The organism is Paenibacillus sp. G2S3 (assembly GCF_030123105.1).
Classification (GTDB): Bacteria; Bacillota; Bacilli; order Paenibacillales; family Paenibacillaceae; genus Paenibacillus_AQ.
This window is the reverse complement of record NZ_CP126095.1, coordinates 6,418,875-6,440,092: the sequence shown is the minus strand read 5'-3', so window position 1 is coordinate 6,440,092 and position 21,218 is coordinate 6,418,875. Positions and strand designations below refer to the sequence as shown.

Genomic DNA, 21,218 nt, shown 5'->3' with positions numbered 1-21,218 from the left:
TCCCTTCCTGTTCTATTTAGGAGCGAGTGAACTTGGAGGTTTTTTATGGCAAATAAAAAGTGTTTCAACGGTACCCAAAAGCGTTTAATTTACAAGCAGTAAAAATTCATATAGAAGACTCAGTAAGGTATTGGGGCAGGAGAAAAGAGCCATTAATATAAGGAATTAGGCAAAGAGCTATGGTTAGATGACGGGACGGAGGCACTTTGTGAAAAAACATCGATTTACTGTGCAGTATAAAATATTATCCGTTACAGTTTTGATTGTGATCTGCCTATTAGGATTTGTTCTGGTCATGCATGATAGGATTAATACGATACAGCGGGAAACAAGCTTTATTTCTCATCAGGACCGAGAGATAACTAGTTTGGCTAACAAGATCGAGAAGAACATTCTTGATATGGAAACAGGACAACGAGGTTATATGATCACCGGCGATGATAAATACCTGGAGCCCTATTATTGGGGGAAAGCACAATGGAAGGTGAACTATGATGAGCTCTCCGTGCTGACTGCTAATGATTCCTTGCAACTTAAGCGTCTGGTGGACATCAAAAATAGTATCCAGCAGTGGATCGAGCAGTCCGGGGATTATGTAATAGAGCTGAAAAAAGAGGGACAGGAAGCTGAAATCTTACAATATTTCAATTCCGATGATGGCAAGGAGCAAATGGACCAGATTCGTAATCAGTTCAGTACTTACCGCGAGACGATGAATGAGAACACTAATACTCTGATAGCCGAACAGGCAGATCGAAACAAATTGCTGCTAGATTTCCTTTATATTGCTTGGGCAATTATTGCTATTACCTCTGTGGTCGCCTCGTGGATCATTTCACATGCCATCGTTAGTACGATTCGTAAGGTTACCCATACGATTGCTGGCTTAGATTCCACTGTTGATATGAATACAAGAGTGGAGATTACCACGAATGATGAAATCAGGGATCTCAGCGTCGCTACGAATCAGCTGATAGATACGCAACAAGAGCGAATATGGATTCAGGATCATGCTAACGATTTACTGTCAAGGTATCAGGGCATCACACGAGTCTCACAACTGGGGGACATTTTTTTAAGTAAAACGGCAGTAGTAATTGGTTATCCATACAGTGCCTTATATATACGGACACAAGAACATCATCAAGATTTGTTAAATAGAACCTCTACGTTTGGTGGAAGCAGTAACAGTACAGATCATCGGACATTTCATATGGGGGAAGGTTTGGTTGGTCAATGTGCTAAAGAGGCGCGCTTGATGCATATACCGGATCTTCCGGAGCATTATATCAATATTCAGTCTGGGCTGGGCGTTTCTGCGCCGAAATCTCTTTTATTACTTCCAGTTTCTTTTTCAGGTGAAGTGGTTGCTGTGGTGGAAATTGCGACCTTTTCTCCACTTACGGAGCGGCAGATCAAATTCCTGGAGTCTATTTCAGATGCATTCGGCGCTGCGATTAACAGTACGATCAGCAGTATGAGAATTGATCAGCTGCTGGAACAATCCCAGTGCTTAAACGAAGAACTTCAGGTATATACCGAAGAACTACAAACTCAGTCAGAGGAGCTACAAATCCAGACAGAGTCGCTACATACAACGAATAGAAAGCTGGAGGAAAAGAATCTCTTAGCTGAACGAAAGTCATTTGAGGCTGAACAAGCTCGAATCGAGCTTGCTGAATCTGCGGAGTTATTGCGGCAAAGCTCTCAATATAAATCGGAGTTCTTGGCCAATATGTCTCATGAACTTCGAACCCCGCTTAACGGCATATTGTTACTCTCTGAATTTCTCATGGAGAATCAGTCGGGAGCCTTAAGCGCGGAGGATATTGAATTTTCACAAGCTATACATTCTTCTGGACAAGATCTGCTGAGGCTGATTAACGATATTCTGGATTTGTCCAAGGTTGAGGCGGGGAAGCTGAATATTGAAATCGAAGCGATAAATCTAACGGAGATCCCGGAGGCAATGCTTCAGAGCTTTAATCAGCTTTCTCGCAAAAAAGAGATTCCTTTCCATATACAAATCGGGGAGGACTTACCTCCGCTATTTTATTCGGATGCTCAAAGGGTACGGCAAATTATTATAAATCTGCTGTCCAATGCGTTTAAGTTTACAGCTAAAGGCTCAGTAATGCTTGAAATACGCTTAGCGACTAAAGACGAGTTAGTAAAGTTAGGAAATTTGGAAACAGGGTTATTTATTGCTTTCGCCATCAAAGATACTGGAATTGGGATTCCCCACGAGAAGCAGTCCGTTATTTTCGAAGCTTTTCAACAGGCGAATGGAAATACGGAACGTCAATATGGTGGAACTGGGCTTGGGTTATCCATATCCAAAGAACTGGCAACACTACTCGGCGGTAGAATTACAGTGGAGAGTCAAGAAGGAATGGGGAGTGTCTTCACGGTGTATTTACCATTGAAGCTTCAGGACCCTAGCCTTGAAGAAACCACTGAGAAAGTAGCTCTTAATCATGAGGAAAAAAGTTCGGTTGCTCTTGCCACTGCAACCAGTGAGAATACTAGCAGCAACTTCGCCTCACTAAATGATAAGCATGTTCTAATTGTGGATGATGATGAGCGGAATCTGTTCGCGTTGTCTAACACATTAAGAAAGCGTGGACTGCAGGTAACTACAGCTACTGATGGAGAGAAAGGCATATATGCGCTGGAGCAGTCTGCATCCATAGACATCGTTCTGATGGATATCATGATGCCGGTTATGAACGGATATGAGGCTATCACTCGAATTAGAGAAATACCGACAAGGAATAAAATTCCAATTATAGCGCTGACTGCGAAAGCAATGAAGGAAGATAAGGCTAAAATCTTACAAGCGGGTGCAACAGATTATCTCAGCAAGCCTATTAACCTAGACCGTTTATTAGCATTAATGCAATTGATCCTACCTAGTGATACATAAAGTGATCGATTCTAGAAAAATCAAACAGCGCGCGCCAATACTTCATTGGCGCGCGCTTGTTTAGTTTGTACTAGATGTAGTTGAAAAGTTATTCTTCTTATTGTTGAACGGAATCTACTACGACTTTAACAGCTGTGCCGATTGGTGGCAGGCTCTTAGTCAGCATAGGGCTGTAGAAGCCTATAACTTTTGCGCCTTTTACAAGCTCGCTGCTGTTTACAGCTTTGCCATCAGCGTTCATTAGCACAGTATCTTTACTAATGCGAAGTACTACTTCTTGTTGTGACTGTTCGTTCAGGCCACTGCCTTTAACGGTGATGCTGATGTTTCCTTCATCGTCTTTTTGAACTTCTTCAAGGGTACCTGCAGTGCCCAGAAGATCATTTTGTTTCTGCTTATCCTGAACAGTGATTTTGTAAGTTGGGGTTTGCGGCGGCAGACTCATGGTCATGATCATGGAATGCTCTGCTTTTACGGTCATACCGATCTGAAGATCCTTCAGTGCAAGCTTAGTACCGTCTGCCATTTCGATAGTGGTATCTTCCCCTACATTCAGTACGACGCCATCTGTGCCTGCACCCTGGATCTGAACGGATTGGTATTTGCCCTCATTATTGACCGCTGTAATCACGCCAGTCTTGGTCATGTGCTCTTCCTGATTAGCAGCAGTGATCACGATGGAATCTCCCTTCACGGTCATGTTGTGGTGGATGATTTCACTTACAAAGGAAGCTGGAACATACAAAATGGAGTCAACCAATTGTGGTGCAGTTCCAAGTGTAGTATTCATTTTGTTAATACTATAGCGGTCTTCTCCGGCTTTTACTGTAGTGAACACAGCGCCATTGATAAGATCAACGGATTTAGTTTGTCCATTCCAAGTTAATTCGAAGCCAAGTGCTTCAGTAACCGAACGAAGTGGCACCATAGGCTCTTTGCCATTTGTAGTTTGGAAGCCTGTTTCTTTCAGAGCGGAACCATTGATTTCAATCGCAAATGTTTTTTGATTAGCGCTAACGGAAGTTTGAGCAGCATCATTTTTTGCAGAAGTTGTGGTAGGTGCAGCATAAGCGGCTCCTGTAGAAAGTGCTAGGGACAAAGTTAAAAGAACTGTGCTTGTTTTTAGAATGTTGTTCATAGTTGTAGGCTCCTTTTATTAAATCTTTTGTTAGTCTTGTTATTATTCAGACGGGACATCCCTCCAATATGTTGCAGTTTTTTTGTAATTCGCTCGTAATATTCATTTACCCAAATCCTAAAAAAAGAATAAGAGACCCTTCCAATTGTAGTAATATGTAATTATTAACAATCGCTCACATTTAGGAGGCGCTATGGAGTCATTCAAAGATCGACTTAGATTCATGAAGGACCAGCAGGACGGGCTTATTAAGGAATATGAAGCTCTGATCGCGGAGTATGAAAGTCACGATCTGGTCAACGAGAATGAGCACCTGAAGAAGCAATATGAGAAACATAAGCTTGCTTTAGTGGAGTTGAAGACTCAGGTAGGGAAGCTTCAAGAAGAGAATACGGAGCTAAAAGTTACGCTAACGGAACAAATCTTAAATGAGAAGCTTGGCATTCTTAGCTTGTCGAGACAGAAGCTGCAAACTTATTTTTCCTCTAAAAGCCTCGCTCATACGGACCGGCTGACGGCTTTTGAGATGGAGACGAAACGTCATATTCAGCAGCTGTACCAAACAGCCGCGAGGCAGCTCGGTGAGGATAAAGTGGAGTTATCCAGTCGACTTGGAGCCTTGTCGGCGGAGTTAAATGAGCGTGTACTAGCGCAGCGACAAAGACAGAGGGAATCCGAAATTCGTCTGAACTCCAGAATGGATAACGGATTACATGATTTTGCCTCAGAAGAGATCAGTGAAGAAGTACTGGAGCGTCGAAGAAAACAAAATCAGATCGAAATGAAGATTGGACTTGGCTGGATTAACAAGCTGGGAATTTTGCTGCTGATCTTGGCCGTAGGAGCGGCATTTAGATACTCCTATTCCAACTGGTTCACCGGTTATATGAAGGGAGGCGCCTTTTTCCTGCTGGGTTTACTGATGTTAGGGGGCGGGGAGTGGCTATACCGCAAAGGAAAAGGAACGTTCGCTCTTGGGCTGCTTGGCGGCGGGATTTCCGTGCTGTACGGCTCTATTTTCTATAGCTATTTCTTACTGGATATTATCAGTATTTATGTAGGGTTGTCCTTATCCGTGCTCGTCACTTTGACTGCGGTGCTCCTGTCTTTAAGGTATGAATCACGAAGTATTTGTGCTTTGGGCCTAATCGGAGGGTACCTGCCACTATATTCTTATCTTGGGGCTTTCGGGCTTTCCGGCAACGCGGTTTATGTGGCAATGGGTTACTTGTTTCTATTGAATTTGTTCATTCTACTGATCTCTTTTCGCAAACGCTGGAACGTGGTCAATTACATCAGCTACTTATTTAATACACCCTCCATGCTGATATTAATAGCGTTATCGGATAGCAACGGAATGAATATGATTTATGCGGTGCTGACTTTTGCGATGTATTTGGGCATTACGTTATGGTACCCGTTCAAGTATCGCTCCAAGTTGTCTTGGTGGGACTTCTCTCTACTAGGATGCAACACGTTTATTAGCTGTCTCACCTTGTATCTTCTATTTCTGGATGCAGGGCTGAAGGATTACAATGGTGCGCTCGCGCTAGTCTTCTGTCTGCTGTATTTAGGACTTGGACGTGGGCTTGAAAAGCTGATGCCACAGGAAAAAGAAAGCATGCTGCTGTTCTACGCTACTTCGCTGACCTTCGGCATTCTGATGATTCCGTTCCAATTCGGAGCAGCTTGGTGGTCTATAGGGTGGTTGATCGAAGGCGTCGTCCTTACCCTGTTTGGTAATCTAAATCGGTATAAGGGGATGGAAAGAGCAGGTTGGGGTATTTTGACACTATGCCTTGTGGTGTTCTTCGGTTTAAATGTGCCGTTGCAGCTCGATATAGCCAATGAATGGATGAATTCCGCTGATGCCTATTTTCCGTTAAAATATGTCTTTATTACCGCAGGAATGCTTATTATCGCCGTATGGTACGCCGTTCAGCATAACCGCAAGGATGCCCTGCAGCGCAGTGAGCCTTACGAAATCACCTTAGCCCTGTGGTTTAAATACGCGGCGTTATTAAATTTCTGGATCTATGGTTTGTATGAATCGAGAAGACTGTATCGTCTGGCTGTACCGGAGGATTTCTCGCATAGAACCTTCTATAATTTGCTGCTGTCCGCTTTGTTAACTATTGTTCTCGCCTATGTATTGCCAAAGGTGAAGGTGCTGTATGACACGATTGTTAAGTATTTTGTGAGATTTCTCTTTGGGATCGGATACGCTATTTGTTTGGTGATTACAGTAGGTTTGCCAAGCCTGCAGAATGATATTTCACGTAATACTGGTGCTGATTATATCGCGCTGAGTGTACTTATCATCTTCAATATCTTTGTATGGTTTAGCGGACGTGATCTGTTGATCACCTTGCTCAAACGTGAGTATAAAAGTATGGAGATCTATCCTGTTTTCATGGGAGTGTATCTACTCGGAATCATTACCGCTTTTCTAGGGGTACAGCTGCAATTGAGCGATGCGGGTTTAATATTTAGTCTTGTCTATCTATTAATAGCAGTTCTGTTCATCATGTACGGCTTCCGCAAAAGATATGTGTACATCCGGCGCTTTGGCCTTGGATTAACGTTATTGGCAACAGGTAAGCTGCTGCTATACGATCTTGGACTACTGAATACCGGAAGTAAAATTATCGCTTATGCCAGCTTTGGGATTTGCCTGCTCGGGATCTCCTATCTCTATCAAAAGGTGTCAAACAAAATGGAGGAGGGGCAGGCAGCGACGGAGAATGTGACTAAGGGGTAACTTACAATGTGAATCATGGGAAGGAAGACGGGGATGTATCAGACTTATATTTTCGATATGTACGGTACACTAATTGATATTCAGACAGATGAGGAGCAATCTGAGGTATGGGAAAGGTTAGCTCTCCATTTCGGATATCAGGGACTCTCTATATCAGGTGGAGAACTGCAAGAACGGTTTTTGCGGGAGAGGGATCTTCAACTAGGTGAAGCCGCACGGACCTGCGAATATCCCGATTTCATAATGGAGGAAGTGTTTCGGTCTGTGGCCCGTCAATTAGGCGGAGAACCGGATTTAGCGTGGTTATATGAAACGGTGAGGTGGCTACGGACGTTATCGATGGTCCATATCTCTTTATATGACGGTGTGGCTGAAATTCTACAAACGTTAAGAGACCGTGGCAAAAAAGTATTCTTGCTCTCCAACGGGCAGAAGACCTTTATTGAGGCAGAATTAACTATGCTTGGAATCATACATCTATTTGATGGCATTGCGATCTCTTCGGAAGCTGGGGTGAGCAAGCCTGATCCGCTATTTTATCGTTATTTAGTCGACAAGTATGGAGCGGATTTGAGCTCAGCCATTATGATTGGAAATGATCCTCGTACCGATATTGAGGGGGCTCTGAAGGTAGGGATAGATTCCTGTTACATTCACACGGCTTCTTCACCGTCCGATATGGTTGTGAAGAGTACGTATTCTATATGGGATGGTGGTTTGCGGCAAATCCCAGGTTGGAACTCATAGTTGAATTAAAAAGTCCCCGTCCCCGGCTTCTTACTCACCGGTTACGGGGACTTCGTATGATCACAACGCCGTATGCTTGATTAGATTACGCCTTCAGCCAACATAGCATCGGCTACTTTTTTGAATCCAGCGATGTTCGCTCCTGCAACGAGGTTGCCGGACTGTCCATACTGCTCGGATGCATCTACAGACTGTTGATAGATGGAAACCATGATCTCATGCAGCTTCGTATCAACTTCTTCAAAGCTCCAGGACATACGCATGCTGTTTTGGGCCATTTCAAGCGCAGATACAGCTACGCCGCCAGCATTAGCGGCTTTGGCAGGTGCGAATAGCACGCCAGCTTGTTGGAACTGGTGAATAGCTTCAAGGGTGGATGGCATGTTGGCGCCTTCGCCTACTGCTTTAACACCATTCTCAATCAGCTTCAATGCCATGGCTTCATCAATCTCATTCTGAGTAGCACTCGGAAGGGCGATATCGCAAGGAATAGTCCAAATTTGCGTGGAATCTTCGGTATACACAGCGTTAGGGTGTTCATTCACATATTCACTAATCCGTTTTCTTTCGACTTCTTTCAGGCGGCGGACAGTTTCGAGGTTAATGCCGTTTTCGTCATAGATATATCCAGCGGAGTCACTACAAGCTACGACTGTTGCACCTAGCTGTACAGCTTTTTCAATCGCATAGATCGCTACGTTACCAGAACCGGAAACAACAACACGACTTCCTTCAAAGGATAGGCCTTTTGCTTTCAGCATCTCGTTTACGAAATAAACTGTACCGTAACCAGTAGCCTCTGTCCGAGCCTGACTTCCGCCGTAACCAATACCTTTACCAGTCAATACGCCAGCCGGATATCCTCCGCGGATCCGCTTGTATTGTCCGTACATGTAGCCAATCTCACGACCACCTACACCGATATCTCCTGCAGGAACGTCTTGGTCAGGACCGATATAATTTTGCAATTCAGTCATGAAGCTTTGTGCAAAACGCATAATTTCGCCTTCGGATTTTCCTTTAGGATCAAAGTCGGATCCGCCTTTACCTCCGCCGATGTGTTGGCCGGTAAGAGCGTTTTTGAAGATTTGCTCGAAGCCGAGGAATTTGATAATACTAGCATTAACGGATGGGTGAAAACGAAGTCCACCTTTGTAAGGTCCAATGGCACTGCTGAACTGTACACGATATCCACGGTTAACTCTGACCTTGCCTTGATCATCTGTCCAAGGAACACGGAACATAATCAAACGTTCTGGCTCAACCAATCTTTCCAGAATGGCATTTTCCTGATACTTAGGTTCAGCAGCCAGGATTGGAAGCAAAGATTCAAGGATTTCCTTTACAGCCTGATGGAATTCGGGCTCGAAAGGATTACGCGCAACAACCTGTGCGTATACGTCTTCGATATAACGATGTGCCTTGTTGCTGTTTGTGTCTAATTGCTGGGAAGATACAGAGCTCATGAATTCAACCGCCTTTTCTAGTATTCAATTTGGTCCAACACTTTTTTTATATTTTGGCACAAGTCAATGTTCCTCACAACTGTTTTTATTAAATAACTTACCTGAAGTGGAATGTTGTAGAGCCTGTGATAGCAAGAAAAGTGTGAACAAACCGCGGTATACTTCGTGTAATGACGCGTTAAAGCGCGAAATATGCTACAATGGATGTGTAATAATTGTAGGGAGATGAAATTTAAAAAATGAGTGACAAATTAAACGAGCAGGAATTAGTAACCGTATTATCCGCCAAAACCAAAGTAGATCCTAAATTAATTCGTTTAGTATTGAAGCATGAACAGACCTTTATCAATAACGCCAAGGCCAATGCCAAAGGTGAGGTAGACATCGACAATGATGATCTGGTTGATTATGTTGTTGCCCAGCGTGATGTGAAGCTGGATGAAATCACAGTGGAGACGATTCTTGATGCGGAGATGGATTACTTAATGGATAAAGGACTGGCAGGATACATCGATTAAACCTTGCACATTTCCGGCTCTAAAGCCTTTAATATAAGAAGATATAGAGCCGGAATGAAAAAAGTAGGCATTTACATTGCATTCAGTGATTTAGTGTGTTACAATGAAGTTAATCATAAATTTAACCCTTAATTCACATATTGTAAAAGGTTATCATTTGTGCGTATGAGTCCTTTTCCAATGTGTGAATTTTTATTTGTTCGTACACTACGTAGGAATAAAAGGACATGTGTTAAATAAAATATTGGAGGTAATATCATGCAAACAGGTACAGTTAAATGGTTTAATGCAGACAAAGGATTTGGTTTTATCGAGGTTGAAGGTGGAAGCGACGTATTCGTACACTTCTCCGCAATCACAGGCGACGGATTTAAATCTTTGGACGAAGGCCAACGCGTTGAGTTCAATGTAACTCAAGGCGCTCGTGGACCACAAGCCGAAAACGTTGTAAAACTGTAATTCGAAAATTAGGCTGCCCTTAACACAAGTTGAGGGCAGCTTTTTTATTTTCTTATGAATCTGCCCCTAATAGGGTGGCGAAATCGTCTCGATTCGATCCAAGGAGGGGTACTTATGTATTTTCGTAAAAAAGCACTGGAGGATCTTCCACAGGAAGACACAGCCATTTGGTCTTGTACCAAGGAAGGTTGCACCGGTTGGATGCGCGATAATTTTGCATTTCAGTATGTACCTACCTGCTGGCAATGTAACTCTCCCATGACGAGAAGTATGAAGATACTGCCAATGCTTGTGAACACGAATTCAGATATGAAGGCTATGAAGAAAGGCATCACGATTAAGTAACAGCCTTTACTAAAACCATGCTAGAGATGGTTAAATAGAAACAGCTAACATACTCAAACAGCTGGACCCTTGATGGTGGGCAGCTGTTTTTTTGTTTGAGTATTTTTTATTTATGGTCGAGCAATTTCTCCCACTCGGTTAAGGTGATATTCTCTGAGAGATGCTTTAAATGTTCAGGAACTTCTACATGGCACATGAATTCTAAGCTATTGCCGTCAGGGTCGTTGAAGTACACAGAGGCATTCCCTTGATAGGCGCGGATAAAAGGCTCGACAGAAGTTCGTTTGCGGAACGGGACAGCCTCTACTCCAATAGATTGCAGCCATTGTAAGGACTGCTTCAAATCTTCATAGGTTACGCGGAATGCGAGATGACGCAAGGATGGATGGTATGGAGTTTCTACTTCCTCGCCTTCCCAAATTCCAATCCAGCTCCGACCCTCCTCAATCCAGAAGAATGCAGTATCCTCATCCCGCCAAGCCATTTTTAACCCCAATTTCTCATAAAATTCGATAGATACCTCAAGATTATTTACTGGTAAATGTGCTTCGTATAGTCCTTTTATCATATTCTCGTCTCCTCGTGCAGGTTTAGCTTGAATTTTATTTATAACTACCAGGTTCTTCCGTGTATGATTTGCCATTATTTCCAGGGTACCAATCCTAGCTCAGGTCTGGGGGGTCAGGCAGTACGGCTAAACACTCTAAAGAATGACCATCTGGATCACTGAAATACACCGATACGGCTGGCATCCCGCCAAATACATACAATTGCCCCTTATCATCATCTTGAAAGTTGGAGGTTTCAATCCCTTTGGCCTTCAGATAGGATACTGACTGCTTCAAATCCTCAAGCGTTACTTGAAAAGCGAAATGCTGACGCACGACCTCTGAGGGTGCTTTCTCCCAAATTCCCAGCATGGCCTGATTACGATCTTCTCCAATCCAGTAAAAGCGCCGCTTGCGGCCCTCAGTATTCTCTGAATGGGCTAAGGGTAGTCCCAGAACATGTTCGTAGAAATGAGCAGATTGTTCAAGGTTAGTCACGTTCAGATGGGTTTCAAACAGTCCTTTGATCATAGAGCGGCACCTACCGGGCTATTGATTTTGCGAGCTAAATTTAGGAACGATTCTAAGACTAGGCGAACGCGATCTTCAATTTCTTGACCGCCCTCGTACCCGTCGTATTCAACCTCGAACCGCTTGCGCTGCATCCCGCCGATAGAGATCCAGTCTGGCGTATTAATCCCATGTAGATTGCGTACAACCGCCTGCAATTGAAGCAATGAGCTTACACCTACAGCCCCACCTGCTGAGCTAGCGGACAATACCACTTTGCCGTTGAAATGCGTCTGGCCTAGATGGTCGAGAGCATTTTTCATCACGCCGCTCATGGAACCGTGGTATTCCGGGGTAATCAGGATGATTGCGTTCGCAGTTAGCATCTCTTGATGGAGGGCACTTAGATGCTCATGCTCCGCGTAAGACTCATCTGGTGAATAAAAGGGCAGCGGGCGTTTATGGAGATTAAACAGGGAAACTTGTTCGCCTTGCTGATTAATAAAATGTGCGGCATGCTCTGCCAACTTCGTGCTGGTCGCTTCTTTTCGATTGCTGCCTGTCAGGATCATGACTTTCATCTGTATCCACTCCTATAAGGTCGATTGCTATAAACCAATGATAGCTGAATCGACATTTGTTAACGTCAGCACATGGAATGAACCTGCATAATAAAAACGCTCAGCCATTGTGCTGAGCGTCTAAGACTAAAGTTGTAGATGAGCTTTGGGGCTATGAGTTGTAACCGTTTTTCAATGCAAAAATGGCAGCTTGAGTCCGGTCCGACAAGTTCAGCTTTCCCAGTACATGGCTGACATGTGTCTTAACGGTCTTCTCGGTGATGACCAGCTTACTGGCGATCTCTTTGTTGCTCATGCCTAGCGCAATGAGGTCTAATACTTCCTGCTCACGCGGAGTAAGAAGCTCTGCCCCGGTCATTGCAAATGGTGTTGTACTGAGGCTGTTCAGATCTGAATTACTAACATCTAGTTTCTCTGGTGTGGAAGCTGCCATGAGACTCATCAGTTGACAGGCGGCTTCGGAATGCAGCTCGACTTGACCGCTGTGTACCTTGCGGATGGCGACTACCAGCGCTTCTGGTTCTATGTCTTTTAGTAAATACCCTTTGATCCCTACGCGGATAGCGGGAAGTACATGATCCTGATCCGAAAAGGAGGTCAACACAATGATTTTGACCTGTGGATGGGAGATCCGTAGCTGTTTAGCTGTCTCGATGCCGTCCATAACAGGCATATGCAAATCCATTAATATGATATCCGGCTGGAGCTCAGCCGTTCTCTCTAGCGCCTCGCGGCCGTTCGACGCTTCTCCGATAACCTTAATGTCCGGTTGTGTCGAGAGAAACACTTGTAGCCCTCGTCGAACCATTGCATGGTCGTCGACCAGTAATAAACCTATTGTCATTTGTGATCACCCGACTTCATGTGGATTGGAGGGGTAAAGGGATGGTTACCTCAACCGTTGTGCCTTGATGCTCCTCGCTGTGGATCTGAATACGGCCATAGAGCGCCTCGGCTCTTTCCTTCATAATATGCAGGCCGAGCGATTCATTGGTGTCTGTGTTACAGCGCCGTTTGGCACCGCCTTTGCCCTGATCGGCAATGCTCAGTATCGCCTCGGTAGCATTTAAATGCAGAGAAACTTCAGCTTTAGAAGCTCCGGAGTGCTTGCGTACATTGTTGAGCGCTTCTTGACCAATGCGCAGAAGCCCTTCTTCTACATTGCGAGGAAGTTCAAGAACGCCGCTGCGTTGAGTCTGTATCAGCAGTCCTAGTTGCTGACCGTGAGTCTGCAGTGCGGTCAATAACCCGGCTTCCAGTCCTGCAGGACGAAGCTGCATGATTAAAGCGCGCATTTCTTTGAGTGCAGATTGAGAGAGCTCTTGAATATCGCGGACCGCCTCAGCAGCCGGATGAGAGGTGTTCTCTTGCTTCAGCATGCTTTCCACACCTTTAGCCGTCATCGAGAGGGAGAATAGAATCTGGTTCACCGAGTCGTGCAGGTCACGGGCCAGTCGATTCCGCTCGTCCAGACGCGCGATTTCCCGTCGTTTCTCTCCGAGCTGTACACTTTCCAGTGTGGCTGAAATATGCTCGGCAATCGCTTCGAGTACTTCTCCGTCTGCGTTTGCGGAGGCCAGTGCTTTAGGCGAGGTGATAAGCAGAATGGCTGAGCCTTGTGCAGTAATCTGCCGAAAGGGGACGGCAAGCATTACAACTCGCTCTGTAATAGGCTGTTCGGAACAGCATGAGTTCGTTATTTCCTGTTCTTCGTCAGAGGTTAATGTTGCGAAGCGGTGTCCTTTCGCAATATCCCTTAGACGATTCTTAAAGGTATCCGAGAGCTCAAAAGGAGCCAATTCAGGTGTTATATTAGCTGCATAAGCGGCTGCATGTACTTCGAATTTCCCCTCATGTTGTCCAATGATCGCTGCAAATGGCCAATCGAAATATTGGCCAATCAGGGCGGTGGTTTTCTCCACCAGAATGCTTGGGGAGATGCATTCACTAGCCGTTAAATTCAAAGCAGCGCTGAATTCCCCTAATTTGGAATACAGATTGGCACGGCGCTGCTCGGTGCTATATAACTGCATGCGTTCAATGGCACTGCCAATTTGCAGGGCCACGGATTGTAGTAGAGCCAGCTCACTGTCGGGGTAATGTGCTTTGCCTGGTGCAGCTACATTCATAAGCCCTAAGTAGCGTTCGCCTGAATACAGTGGGATAGTGGCGTGGTGGGTGATCCCCAACGTATCGCCCCATTTATATTGCCTGGCATTACTTAGACGCTTGCAGTTTAGAATGTTAACAGCATGCTCTAGCCGTCCGTCCCATAGGCGGTCTAAACACCAACAGCTTCCATACTGCATCGGCTGTTTATTATCCCGTTGCAGCGCTGGCGGCAAACCTCGATCTGCGGCGAATTCATACTCCATATTCTCTTCACTCAGGAAGATCCAGCCTGCCGTATTTCCTGTTAGATCTAACAGCTTGCCCATAACTGTATCGAGCATCGGTTTGAGCTCATTGGAACTGTTTAAGGTCTCCGCAATCGTCTTGAGCGTCAATAACTCGTGGATCCCGGTTTCTTCCGGCATGAGGTTCTCCCCTTTAGATTAATTAGGTTCTATCTATTGTAACGTAGAATGCTTCATTCATTCTAAAATTTATGTAATCATGAAGCAATAAAAAAGGTGGACCCATAAGATCTGGTGTGACCTTAAAGAACCACCTAAATGAATTCGTTAATTTACAGCTGCAGGGGTAGTGGAAGGCGTGATGTGTTCTGCATCATCGTGCTGAATAAGTCCATGTTTCTCCCAAGCCCGACTCTTCCAGCGGAAATACATAATGACAGCTCTTGTCCACTCATCAGCCGCAGTGGCAATCCACACCCCGGCTAACCCTAGATTAAGCTGGAACACTAGGAAATAGCCAAGGGGTAAGCTCATGCAGACCATGGAGATCAGTCCCATATATACTGGAAACTTCGCATCGCCCGAGGCGCGTAGTGAGTTAATAATGACCAAATTGGTTGTGCGCCCGGTCTCTAGGAAGAAACTAAGCAGTATAACCTGAGCCCCCATCATAATAATGTTCTGGTTGTCTGTGAAGAGACCGAATAGCGGTACTCGGAAGACAATCACCAGAGCATCTATTATTACTGTGACCAGAAGTGCCCACTTCACACTGGAGAATACACGCTTATAGGCCTCCCCGGGGCGTCTAGCTCCCACTAGATGACCTACGATTATGGAGGTTCCCATGGAGACAGCTACACTGAATAAATAAATATAATTGGAAATGTTGAGCGCGTATTGACGAGTGGCCATAGCCTCGGCGCCCAGATAGGTAATATACAGCGTGAATACGAGCTGACAAGATTGATAAATAATCGATTCAAACGCTGAAGGGATGCCGATTTTGAGAATTTGCTGCACATATTTTTTGGAAAGATGAATGTAGTAGGTTAACTTCACCCGTACCTCCATCACTCTGTAGAGCAGTAAGAAGAAAATAATAAGACAGATAAAACGACTGACAACCGTTGAGATAGCTGCACCTTCGACACCTAACGCTGGAAGTCCAAAATGACCATAGATGAGTAAGTAGTTACCCACCACGTGAATGATGTTCATCAGCAAGGATACGACCATCGTCTGTTTAGTGAAACCGTGCGTACGGATTGTGGTCGCCAGAGCATTGATTAATGCTTGGAGAAAAATACCGCCCCCGACAATATGTATATAGGATTTAGCATAAACGAGAATATCCCCTTTTACATTCAGGGCAGTTAGTAGAGTCCCTCCGAATATCAGCAAAAGTGTACTTAGGAGAATTCCTACTAACAGGTTTAGGGTAATGGCATTGCCGGTCACTTGAGCGGCTTCCAGAGGTTTTTTGGAACCGAGATATTGGGAGACCACAATCGCTGCGCCGTTACCAATGACACTGAGAACTAAAATAGCCATCGCGATAATCTGATTCGCTGCGCCAACACCCGATACGGCATCGTCCGATACGGAGCTAATCATAAAAGTATCCACACTGCCCATGAGCATAAATAGGAACAGTTCCAGGAATATCGGCCAAGTTAGTTTGACCAGGTTGAATTGCTGGTGATTATTGTGCTTCATTATACACCTTCTTACATTATGATAAATTTCCTATTATTCCATAAACAAACTGTAATGTTAGCACAGCTTTCATGAAAATGCAGTACTTTTACAAAAAATATGACATCACGTTATTAATTGCTGCAAAGTTAAAGCCAGTAAGGGCACATTAGTATCCTCCAGGTAACTACATCACAATAAAGTGCCTACTTCCCCTAAGGGATGTAAGGATCTACAATTTGTACATGACTTACTAAAATATATTAACGAGGAGTGCAAATAAATATGAAATTACAATTAGCGCTGGATCTAGTGGATATTGCGGGAGCGAAAGCGATTGTCTCAGAGGTTGCTGAATATATAGATATCGTTGAAATTGGAACACCTATCGTTATTAATGAAGGCTTGCATGCGGTGAAAGCAATAAAGGAAGCATTTCCTGCTTTGACAGTATTGGCTGATTTGAAAATCATGGATGCTGGTGGATATGAAGTGATGAAGGCGGCAGAAGCTGGTGCTGATATCGTTACTGTGCTTGGTGTATCTGATGATGCTACCATTCGAGGTGCGGTGGAGGAAGCTAAGAAGACGAATAGAGAGATTCTGGTTGACCTGATCAATGTAAAAGATATTAAGTCAAGAGCGGCTGAAGTAGACGCACTTGGCGTAGACTATGTCTGCGTACACTCTGGATATGACCATCAGGCGGAAGGGAAAAATTCTTTTGCGGATTTGAATGCAATTAAGAGTGTGGTTAAACAGGCTAAAACCGCTATCGCTGGGGGTATTAAGCTAAGTACGCTTCCGGAAGTTATTGCAGCGAATCCTGATCTTGTTATCGTTGGTGGAGGCATTACGGGTGAGGCTGATCAAAAGGCTGCAGCGGCAGAAATGAAACGTCTAGTTAACCAGGCTTAAGATTACAATGGACACATTGAAATATGCGCAGCAAATTATAGAGGAGCTTCAGCGCTCCATTTCTCAGCTTGATCATCAAGAGGCTGAACGAATGGCTGAACTGCTTCTTCAGTCGAATAAGGTATTTGTGGCCGGGGCTGGTAGATCAGGATTAATGGGACGAGCTTTTGCCATGCGACTCATGCATGTCGGTAAAGAAGTGTACGTCGTGGGAGAAACGGTAACCCCGGGTATTGAGCCTGGTGATGTGCTTGTGCTCGGTTCCGGTTCAGGAGAGACGAAGGGGCTGATCTCTATGGCAGAGAAGGCCAAGGGAGTGGGTGCAGAGGTTATTGCCGTTACGATTGCGCCGGACTCGAATGTCGGACGTTTAGCGAGCTATGTAGTGAAGCTGCCGGGGTCTACAAAAGATCAAGCGAGCGGAAGCTACAGCACGATTCAACCGATGGCTTCTTTATTCGAACAGACGATGTTAGTCTTTTACGATGCGGTGATTCTGCGGATGATGGAGAAGACGGGGCAGACCACTAAGCAGATGTTCGGCAAGCATGCTAATTTAGAGTGAGAGTTCAGAAACGAATGCCTTCCTAGTAAGGAGGTTATTCGTTTTTGTGTTAGTATGATAACAGGAGAGAGGAGGCGCTTTAGGTATGGCAACCGAGATTAAAGATCGCATCAATTTAAAGGAAATTAACTGCGAGAAGGAATTGACGCTTGCGGTGATTGGAGGCAAATGGAAGCTGATTATCCTGTGGCATCTTGGGCTTGAAGGAACGAAGCGGTTCAGCGAGCTAAAGAAGTTAATTCCTCATATCACGCAAAAAATGTTGACCAATCAGCTTCGCGAGCTTGAAGAAGATCAGTTGGTTCTTCGGAAAGTGTATGCCGAGGTTCCTCCAAAAGTTGAGTATTCCCTGACTTCATATGGACAGAGTCTGCTTCCCGTCCTTCGATTGATGTATGATTGGGGTAAGAATTACGGAGAAAACGTGATCTGGAAAGACACGCCGCCGGAAGAAAGACGCTAATATCGAATAGACTTTGGACGTTAATAATCCCTGAAAGGTCTGGATCGACCTTTTCAGGGATTTTTTTGTTCAATATGGAGTGATGTGAATTACGATTTAGGCTTTTTGTTCGAACAGCTTGGCAATCTCGACGATAACGTTTACCGCTTTTTCCATGTTGTCAGCAGAGGCATATTCGAATTTGCCGTGGAAATTTTCGCCCCCGGTGAATATATTAGGTGTCGGCAAGCCCATATAGGAGAGCTGCGAACCGTCTGTTCCTCCGCGAATCGGGCGGATGATCGGTGTGATGTTCAGGTTTTCCATCGCCTCATGGGCAATATCAACGATATGGCGCACCGGTTCGATTTTTTCGCGCATGTTGTAATATTGGTCTTTCATTTCAAGCACGATGTTCTCTTCACCATGGATGCTCTTGAATTCATCTACGATGGCAGAAATATAGGCTTTACGTGCCTCGAATTTCTCACGGTCGAAGTCACGGATAATATATTGGAGCTTGCTGAACTCCGGAGTGCCTTCTATGGAGCTTAGGTGGTAGAAGCCATCATAACCGTCTGTGAATTCTGGAGCTTCCTCAGAAGGGAGTCTAAGATGGAGCGCCATTGCGATTTTTGCGGAATGGATCATTTTTCCCTTTGCGGTACCAGGGTGAACATTGACGCCGTAAACTGAGATTTTGGCAGAAGCAGCATTAAAGCTTTCGTACTCTAGTTCTCCGAGAGGGCCACCGTCCACAGTGTAAGCATAGGAAGCATTAAAAGCAGCTACGTCAAATTTATGAGGGCCGCGGCCAATTTCTTCGTCCGGTGTGAAGGCGACTCTAATTTTGCCATGCTTGATTTCAGGATGCTGAAGAAGGTAATTCATAGCTGTCATAATCTCGGCAATACCGGCTTTATTGTCTGCGCCAAGCAGGGTGGTACCATCGGTTGTAATTAATGTATGACCCTTATATTCTGCCAGCTCTGGAAAGCTCGTTGTGGACAATACAACATTTAGTTCTTTGTTCAAAAGAATATCTTTGCCATCGTAGTTCTCCACGATTTGCGGCTTTACATTAGTTCCTGTGAAATCAGTTGCTGTATCGAGATGCGCCAAAAAACCAATGGTTGGAACATTCTTCTCCGTATTGGCTGGGAGCGTAGCCATGACATACCCATGCTCGTCCACCTGCACTTCATCCATGCCGATTTCCTTGAGCTCTTCGACCAGCTTGTGGGCCAGCACCATTTGCCCCGGAGTGGAAGGACAAGTCTCATTATCCTCGTTCGATTGGGTATCCATTTGGGCATACGAAATAAACCGTTCTATAACCTCTTTTTTCACAATGGTCATCTCCTCATTACTGTTGTATCTATATAGTATCACTTTCCATATCCGGTCTCATCCCTGAGGAAGAAGATTAAGAGTTAAGATTAGCTTTAATGAGGCGATGTTTCTTGCTTCACTAGCTTCGCTGAAAGTAAATACCGGTCCGGTGCTGACCCCACGTATGAAAAAGGATAACAGGTGATCAAGGTGAGAATAGCCTTATCGCTTGGTTTTATTGCGCCGCGTTCATTCCCGTCTACAATCGTACTGCCTGTGACTTCATAGGTGAATGTACCGTCCATGCTTTCCAGTTCGATCAGATCACCTGTGACAAGTTCTCCTAGATTGCGAAATACGGTATCGCGGTGTCCAGCAAGCACGTTATTACCGACGGCACCGATGGCTGCGCTACCTATATAGTGTCCAGCTCCTTTTTTTAACTCAGGGCTTTCTGTACCCTCCAGAATAGCCACCTTCTTATTTAAGGTAGGGAAGCGGATTTCTCCAATCACCTCACCCTCTTTATAGGAAGGAGATGAAGTTGGTTGTTCTTTTGGAGAACTGACCATTCCTTTGGGAAGAGGATTTTCTTCGTTTGGAAGGGGACGAGCGATGGCTTCCTCCCTCTTTTTTGCCCAATCATTTAGAGCCTGCTTGGCCTCGATGGGGGCTTTGACGACTTGAACGATCGAATAAATCAGCACAACTAAAGAGAGTATGAAGATTAGCTTCACGGCTAATAAAACACCATTACGCTTTTTCATACTCTCTCCTCCAGACTTATGTTACTAATTGTTATTATTTCTTAGATCTCAATCTGCGCATGATGATTACGCTGATTACTGCAATAGCTAAGCTGGCAAGAATTAAGTTGTACCAAGGCTCAGCGGTATTTGGAAGCTTGTTCCCTGCCTCTGGTGCTCCCAAAGGAATCTCTCCGTCAGGTAACGATACTTCATCGCTTGGCTGAGGTGTTGCATTGGTGGTTTGGCTACCAGCACCTGGTGACGCTGTAGGTGTAGACTCATTACCGCTTCCGCCCATTGGGATCGGTTCTTCAGTAACGCTAATTTCATCTACTGCAGGTGGTGAATCCGTAGGTGTCGGCGATGGTGTTGGTTGCGCCGATTGACCTGGTGTCACGATAGCTGTAGGTGAAGTTGTAGCTGGTGGTGAATCCGTAGGTGTCGTAGTTGGCGAAGCAGTAGTCGTTGGTGAATCTGTAGGTGTTGTGGTTGGTGCAACTGTAGGTGTCGGTGAAGCTTCAGGTGTAGCTGATGGTGTTTCAGTAGGTGTTGTGGTCGGTTCAGTTGTAGCTGTAGCTGTAGCTGTAGCTGTAGCTGTAGCTGTAGGTGATGGATCAGGTGTAGGTGCAACCGTCGCTGTTGGCGTTGGTGTTGAAGTAGGCTCGGCGGATGGACCTGGTTCTCCGGAAGCGGAGAATTCAAAAGCTACGGTTGTGGCCTTCCCTTGGTATTCGTTGCCGGCTTCCCATGGGAAAGTTACATCCATGTGGATGACACTCTGCTCACCTCCAGCAAGTGAACCGATAGTCACTCTGCCAGCTGCCTCACTCATTACTCCCGAATAGATGATTACTCCCTCTTTTTCGAGTGTCATTTGGAGGATATTGTACAACTCTACGTCTCCAGAGATGAATTTAAAGTCCACAAAGTAATCAAAGCCTTCTGTGCCATCATTAATAATCGTGTACTCTGAGCTCATTTCGTCACCAGGCTTCATATTGTTCATGGTGGCTGTACTCGTGCTATGAGAATTCACAGTAAGCTTAATGGTATCCTGAGCGCTTACCCCTCCAGCCTGCCATATTACTCCTACTAGAATAATCAGAGCATAAGCAGCAATGAAGGCCGAGCGATATTTCTTCTTCACTTTCCTCGCTC

At 44.9% G+C, this 21,218-nt stretch carries 20 protein-coding genes; 9 read left to right on the top strand and 11 right to left on the bottom strand.

From position 1 onward, the window contains the following. Positions 1-208 precede the first annotated feature (208 nt). The gene (locus QNH28_RS28465; protein ID WP_283909479.1) at positions 209-2,926 is read left to right on the top strand and encodes a CHASE3 domain-containing protein; all 2,718 of its coding nucleotides are present in this window, start codon (positions 209-211) and stop codon (positions 2,924-2,926) included. A gap of 97 nt (positions 2,927-3,023) precedes the next feature. Here the strand turns inward: QNH28_RS28465 and QNH28_RS28460 are convergent, their stop codons facing one another. Further along, a complete protein-coding gene (locus tag QNH28_RS28460) occupies positions 3,024-4,064 on the bottom strand; it encodes a copper amine oxidase N-terminal domain-containing protein (RefSeq protein WP_283909478.1) in 1,041 nt (346 codons plus the stop codon). A gap of 193 nt (positions 4,065-4,257) precedes the next feature. On the opposite strand from QNH28_RS28460, the gene QNH28_RS28455 reads away from it, so the two are divergent. Next, complete coding sequence (locus tag QNH28_RS28455; RefSeq protein WP_283909477.1) at positions 4,258-6,825, top strand: DUF2339 domain-containing protein; 2,568 nt, start codon at positions 4,258-4,260, stop codon at positions 6,823-6,825. Between the two features lie 15 nt (positions 6,826-6,840). Further along, positions 6,841-7,572, top strand: a complete 732-nt coding sequence (locus QNH28_RS28450) for an HAD family hydrolase (RefSeq protein WP_283909476.1) — start codon at positions 6,841-6,843, stop codon at positions 7,570-7,572. Positions 7,573-7,652: 80 nt separating this feature from the next. Here QNH28_RS28450 and gdhA read toward each other — a convergent pair whose 3' ends face one another. Continuing rightward, complete coding sequence (gdhA, locus tag QNH28_RS28445) at positions 7,653-9,038, bottom strand: NADP-specific glutamate dehydrogenase (RefSeq protein WP_042192743.1); 1,386 nt, start codon at positions 9,036-9,038, stop codon at positions 7,653-7,655. Between the two features lie 239 nt (positions 9,039-9,277). Here gdhA and QNH28_RS28440 point away from each other — a divergent pair, with 239 nt between their 5' ends. The 3 genes from QNH28_RS28440 (at position 9,278) to QNH28_RS28430 (ending at position 10,360) form a co-directional block, all read left to right on the top strand. After that, positions 9,278-9,556 carry a hypothetical protein gene (locus QNH28_RS28440; protein ID WP_060626091.1) on the top strand — a complete coding sequence of 93 codons (279 nt, stop codon included), beginning with the start codon at positions 9,278-9,280 and terminating at the stop codon, positions 9,554-9,556. 258 nt (positions 9,557-9,814) lie between these two features. Beyond that, positions 9,815-10,015 (top strand): cold-shock protein, encoded by a 201-nt coding sequence (locus QNH28_RS28435; RefSeq protein WP_019914790.1) that lies wholly within the window; start codon positions 9,815-9,817, stop codon positions 10,013-10,015. A gap of 114 nt (positions 10,016-10,129) precedes the next feature. Then, positions 10,130-10,360, top strand: a complete 231-nt coding sequence (locus QNH28_RS28430; protein ID WP_042131520.1) for a cold-shock protein — start codon at positions 10,130-10,132, stop codon at positions 10,358-10,360. Positions 10,361-10,466: 106 nt separating this feature from the next. Here the strand turns inward: QNH28_RS28430 and QNH28_RS28425 are convergent, their stop codons facing one another. From QNH28_RS28425 to QNH28_RS28400, 6 genes are all read right to left on the bottom strand, one after another. Continuing rightward, positions 10,467-10,928 (bottom strand): VOC family protein, encoded by a 462-nt coding sequence (locus tag QNH28_RS28425; RefSeq protein WP_283909475.1) that lies wholly within the window; start codon positions 10,926-10,928, stop codon positions 10,467-10,469. 94 nt (positions 10,929-11,022) lie between these two features. Next, positions 11,023-11,439, bottom strand: a complete 417-nt coding sequence (locus tag QNH28_RS28420; RefSeq protein ID WP_283909474.1) for a VOC family protein — start codon at positions 11,437-11,439, stop codon at positions 11,023-11,025. Then, positions 11,436-11,999, bottom strand: coding sequence for an NADPH-dependent FMN reductase (locus QNH28_RS28415; RefSeq protein WP_283909473.1), 564 nt, complete (start codon positions 11,997-11,999; stop codon positions 11,436-11,438). The genes QNH28_RS28420 and QNH28_RS28415 overlap by 4 nt, the downstream gene beginning before the upstream one ends. Positions 12,000-12,150: 151 nt before the next feature. Next, a complete protein-coding gene (locus QNH28_RS28410; RefSeq protein WP_283909472.1) occupies positions 12,151-12,843 on the bottom strand; it encodes a response regulator in 693 nt (230 codons plus the stop codon). A 16-nt stretch (positions 12,844-12,859) separates the two neighbouring features. Continuing rightward, positions 12,860-14,536, bottom strand: coding sequence for a GAF domain-containing sensor histidine kinase (locus tag QNH28_RS28405; RefSeq protein WP_283909471.1), 1,677 nt, complete (start codon positions 14,534-14,536; stop codon positions 12,860-12,862). 147 nt (positions 14,537-14,683) lie between these two features. Continuing rightward, a complete protein-coding gene (locus QNH28_RS28400) occupies positions 14,684-16,075 on the bottom strand; it encodes an MATE family efflux transporter (protein ID WP_283909470.1) in 1,392 nt (463 codons plus the stop codon). Between the two features lie 264 nt (positions 16,076-16,339). On the opposite strand from QNH28_RS28400, the gene hxlA reads away from it, so the two are divergent. The 3 genes from hxlA to QNH28_RS28385 all read left to right on the top strand — a co-directional run bounded on the left by hxlA (position 16,340) and on the right by QNH28_RS28385 (position 18,000). Continuing rightward, positions 16,340-16,972 (top strand): 3-hexulose-6-phosphate synthase, encoded by a 633-nt coding sequence (hxlA, locus tag QNH28_RS28395; RefSeq protein ID WP_283909469.1) that lies wholly within the window; start codon positions 16,340-16,342, stop codon positions 16,970-16,972. 7 nt (positions 16,973-16,979) lie between these two features. Then, entirely contained in the window at positions 16,980-17,537 is a 558-nt protein-coding gene (gene hxlB, locus QNH28_RS28390) for a 6-phospho-3-hexuloisomerase (protein ID WP_283909468.1), read from the top strand. Between the two features lie 85 nt (positions 17,538-17,622). Further along, positions 17,623-18,000 (top strand): winged helix-turn-helix transcriptional regulator, encoded by a 378-nt coding sequence (locus tag QNH28_RS28385; RefSeq protein WP_283909467.1) that lies wholly within the window; start codon positions 17,623-17,625, stop codon positions 17,998-18,000. A 96-nt stretch (positions 18,001-18,096) separates the two neighbouring features. On the opposite strand, the gene pepT is transcribed toward QNH28_RS28385, so the two are convergent. The 3 genes from pepT to QNH28_RS28370 form a co-directional block, all read right to left on the bottom strand. Beyond that, entirely contained in the window at positions 18,097-19,329 is a 1,233-nt protein-coding gene (gene pepT, locus QNH28_RS28380) for a peptidase T (RefSeq protein WP_283909466.1), read from the bottom strand. Between the two features lie 95 nt (positions 19,330-19,424). Next, positions 19,425-20,078, bottom strand: a complete 654-nt coding sequence (locus QNH28_RS28375; protein ID WP_283909465.1) for a sortase — start codon at positions 20,076-20,078, stop codon at positions 19,425-19,427. 34 nt (positions 20,079-20,112) lie between these two features. Next, on the bottom strand, positions 20,113-21,207 hold the full coding sequence (locus tag QNH28_RS28370) for a hypothetical protein (protein ID WP_283909464.1): 1,095 nt from the start codon (positions 21,205-21,207) through the stop codon (positions 20,113-20,115). Between the last annotated feature and the right edge of the window lie 11 nt (positions 21,208-21,218).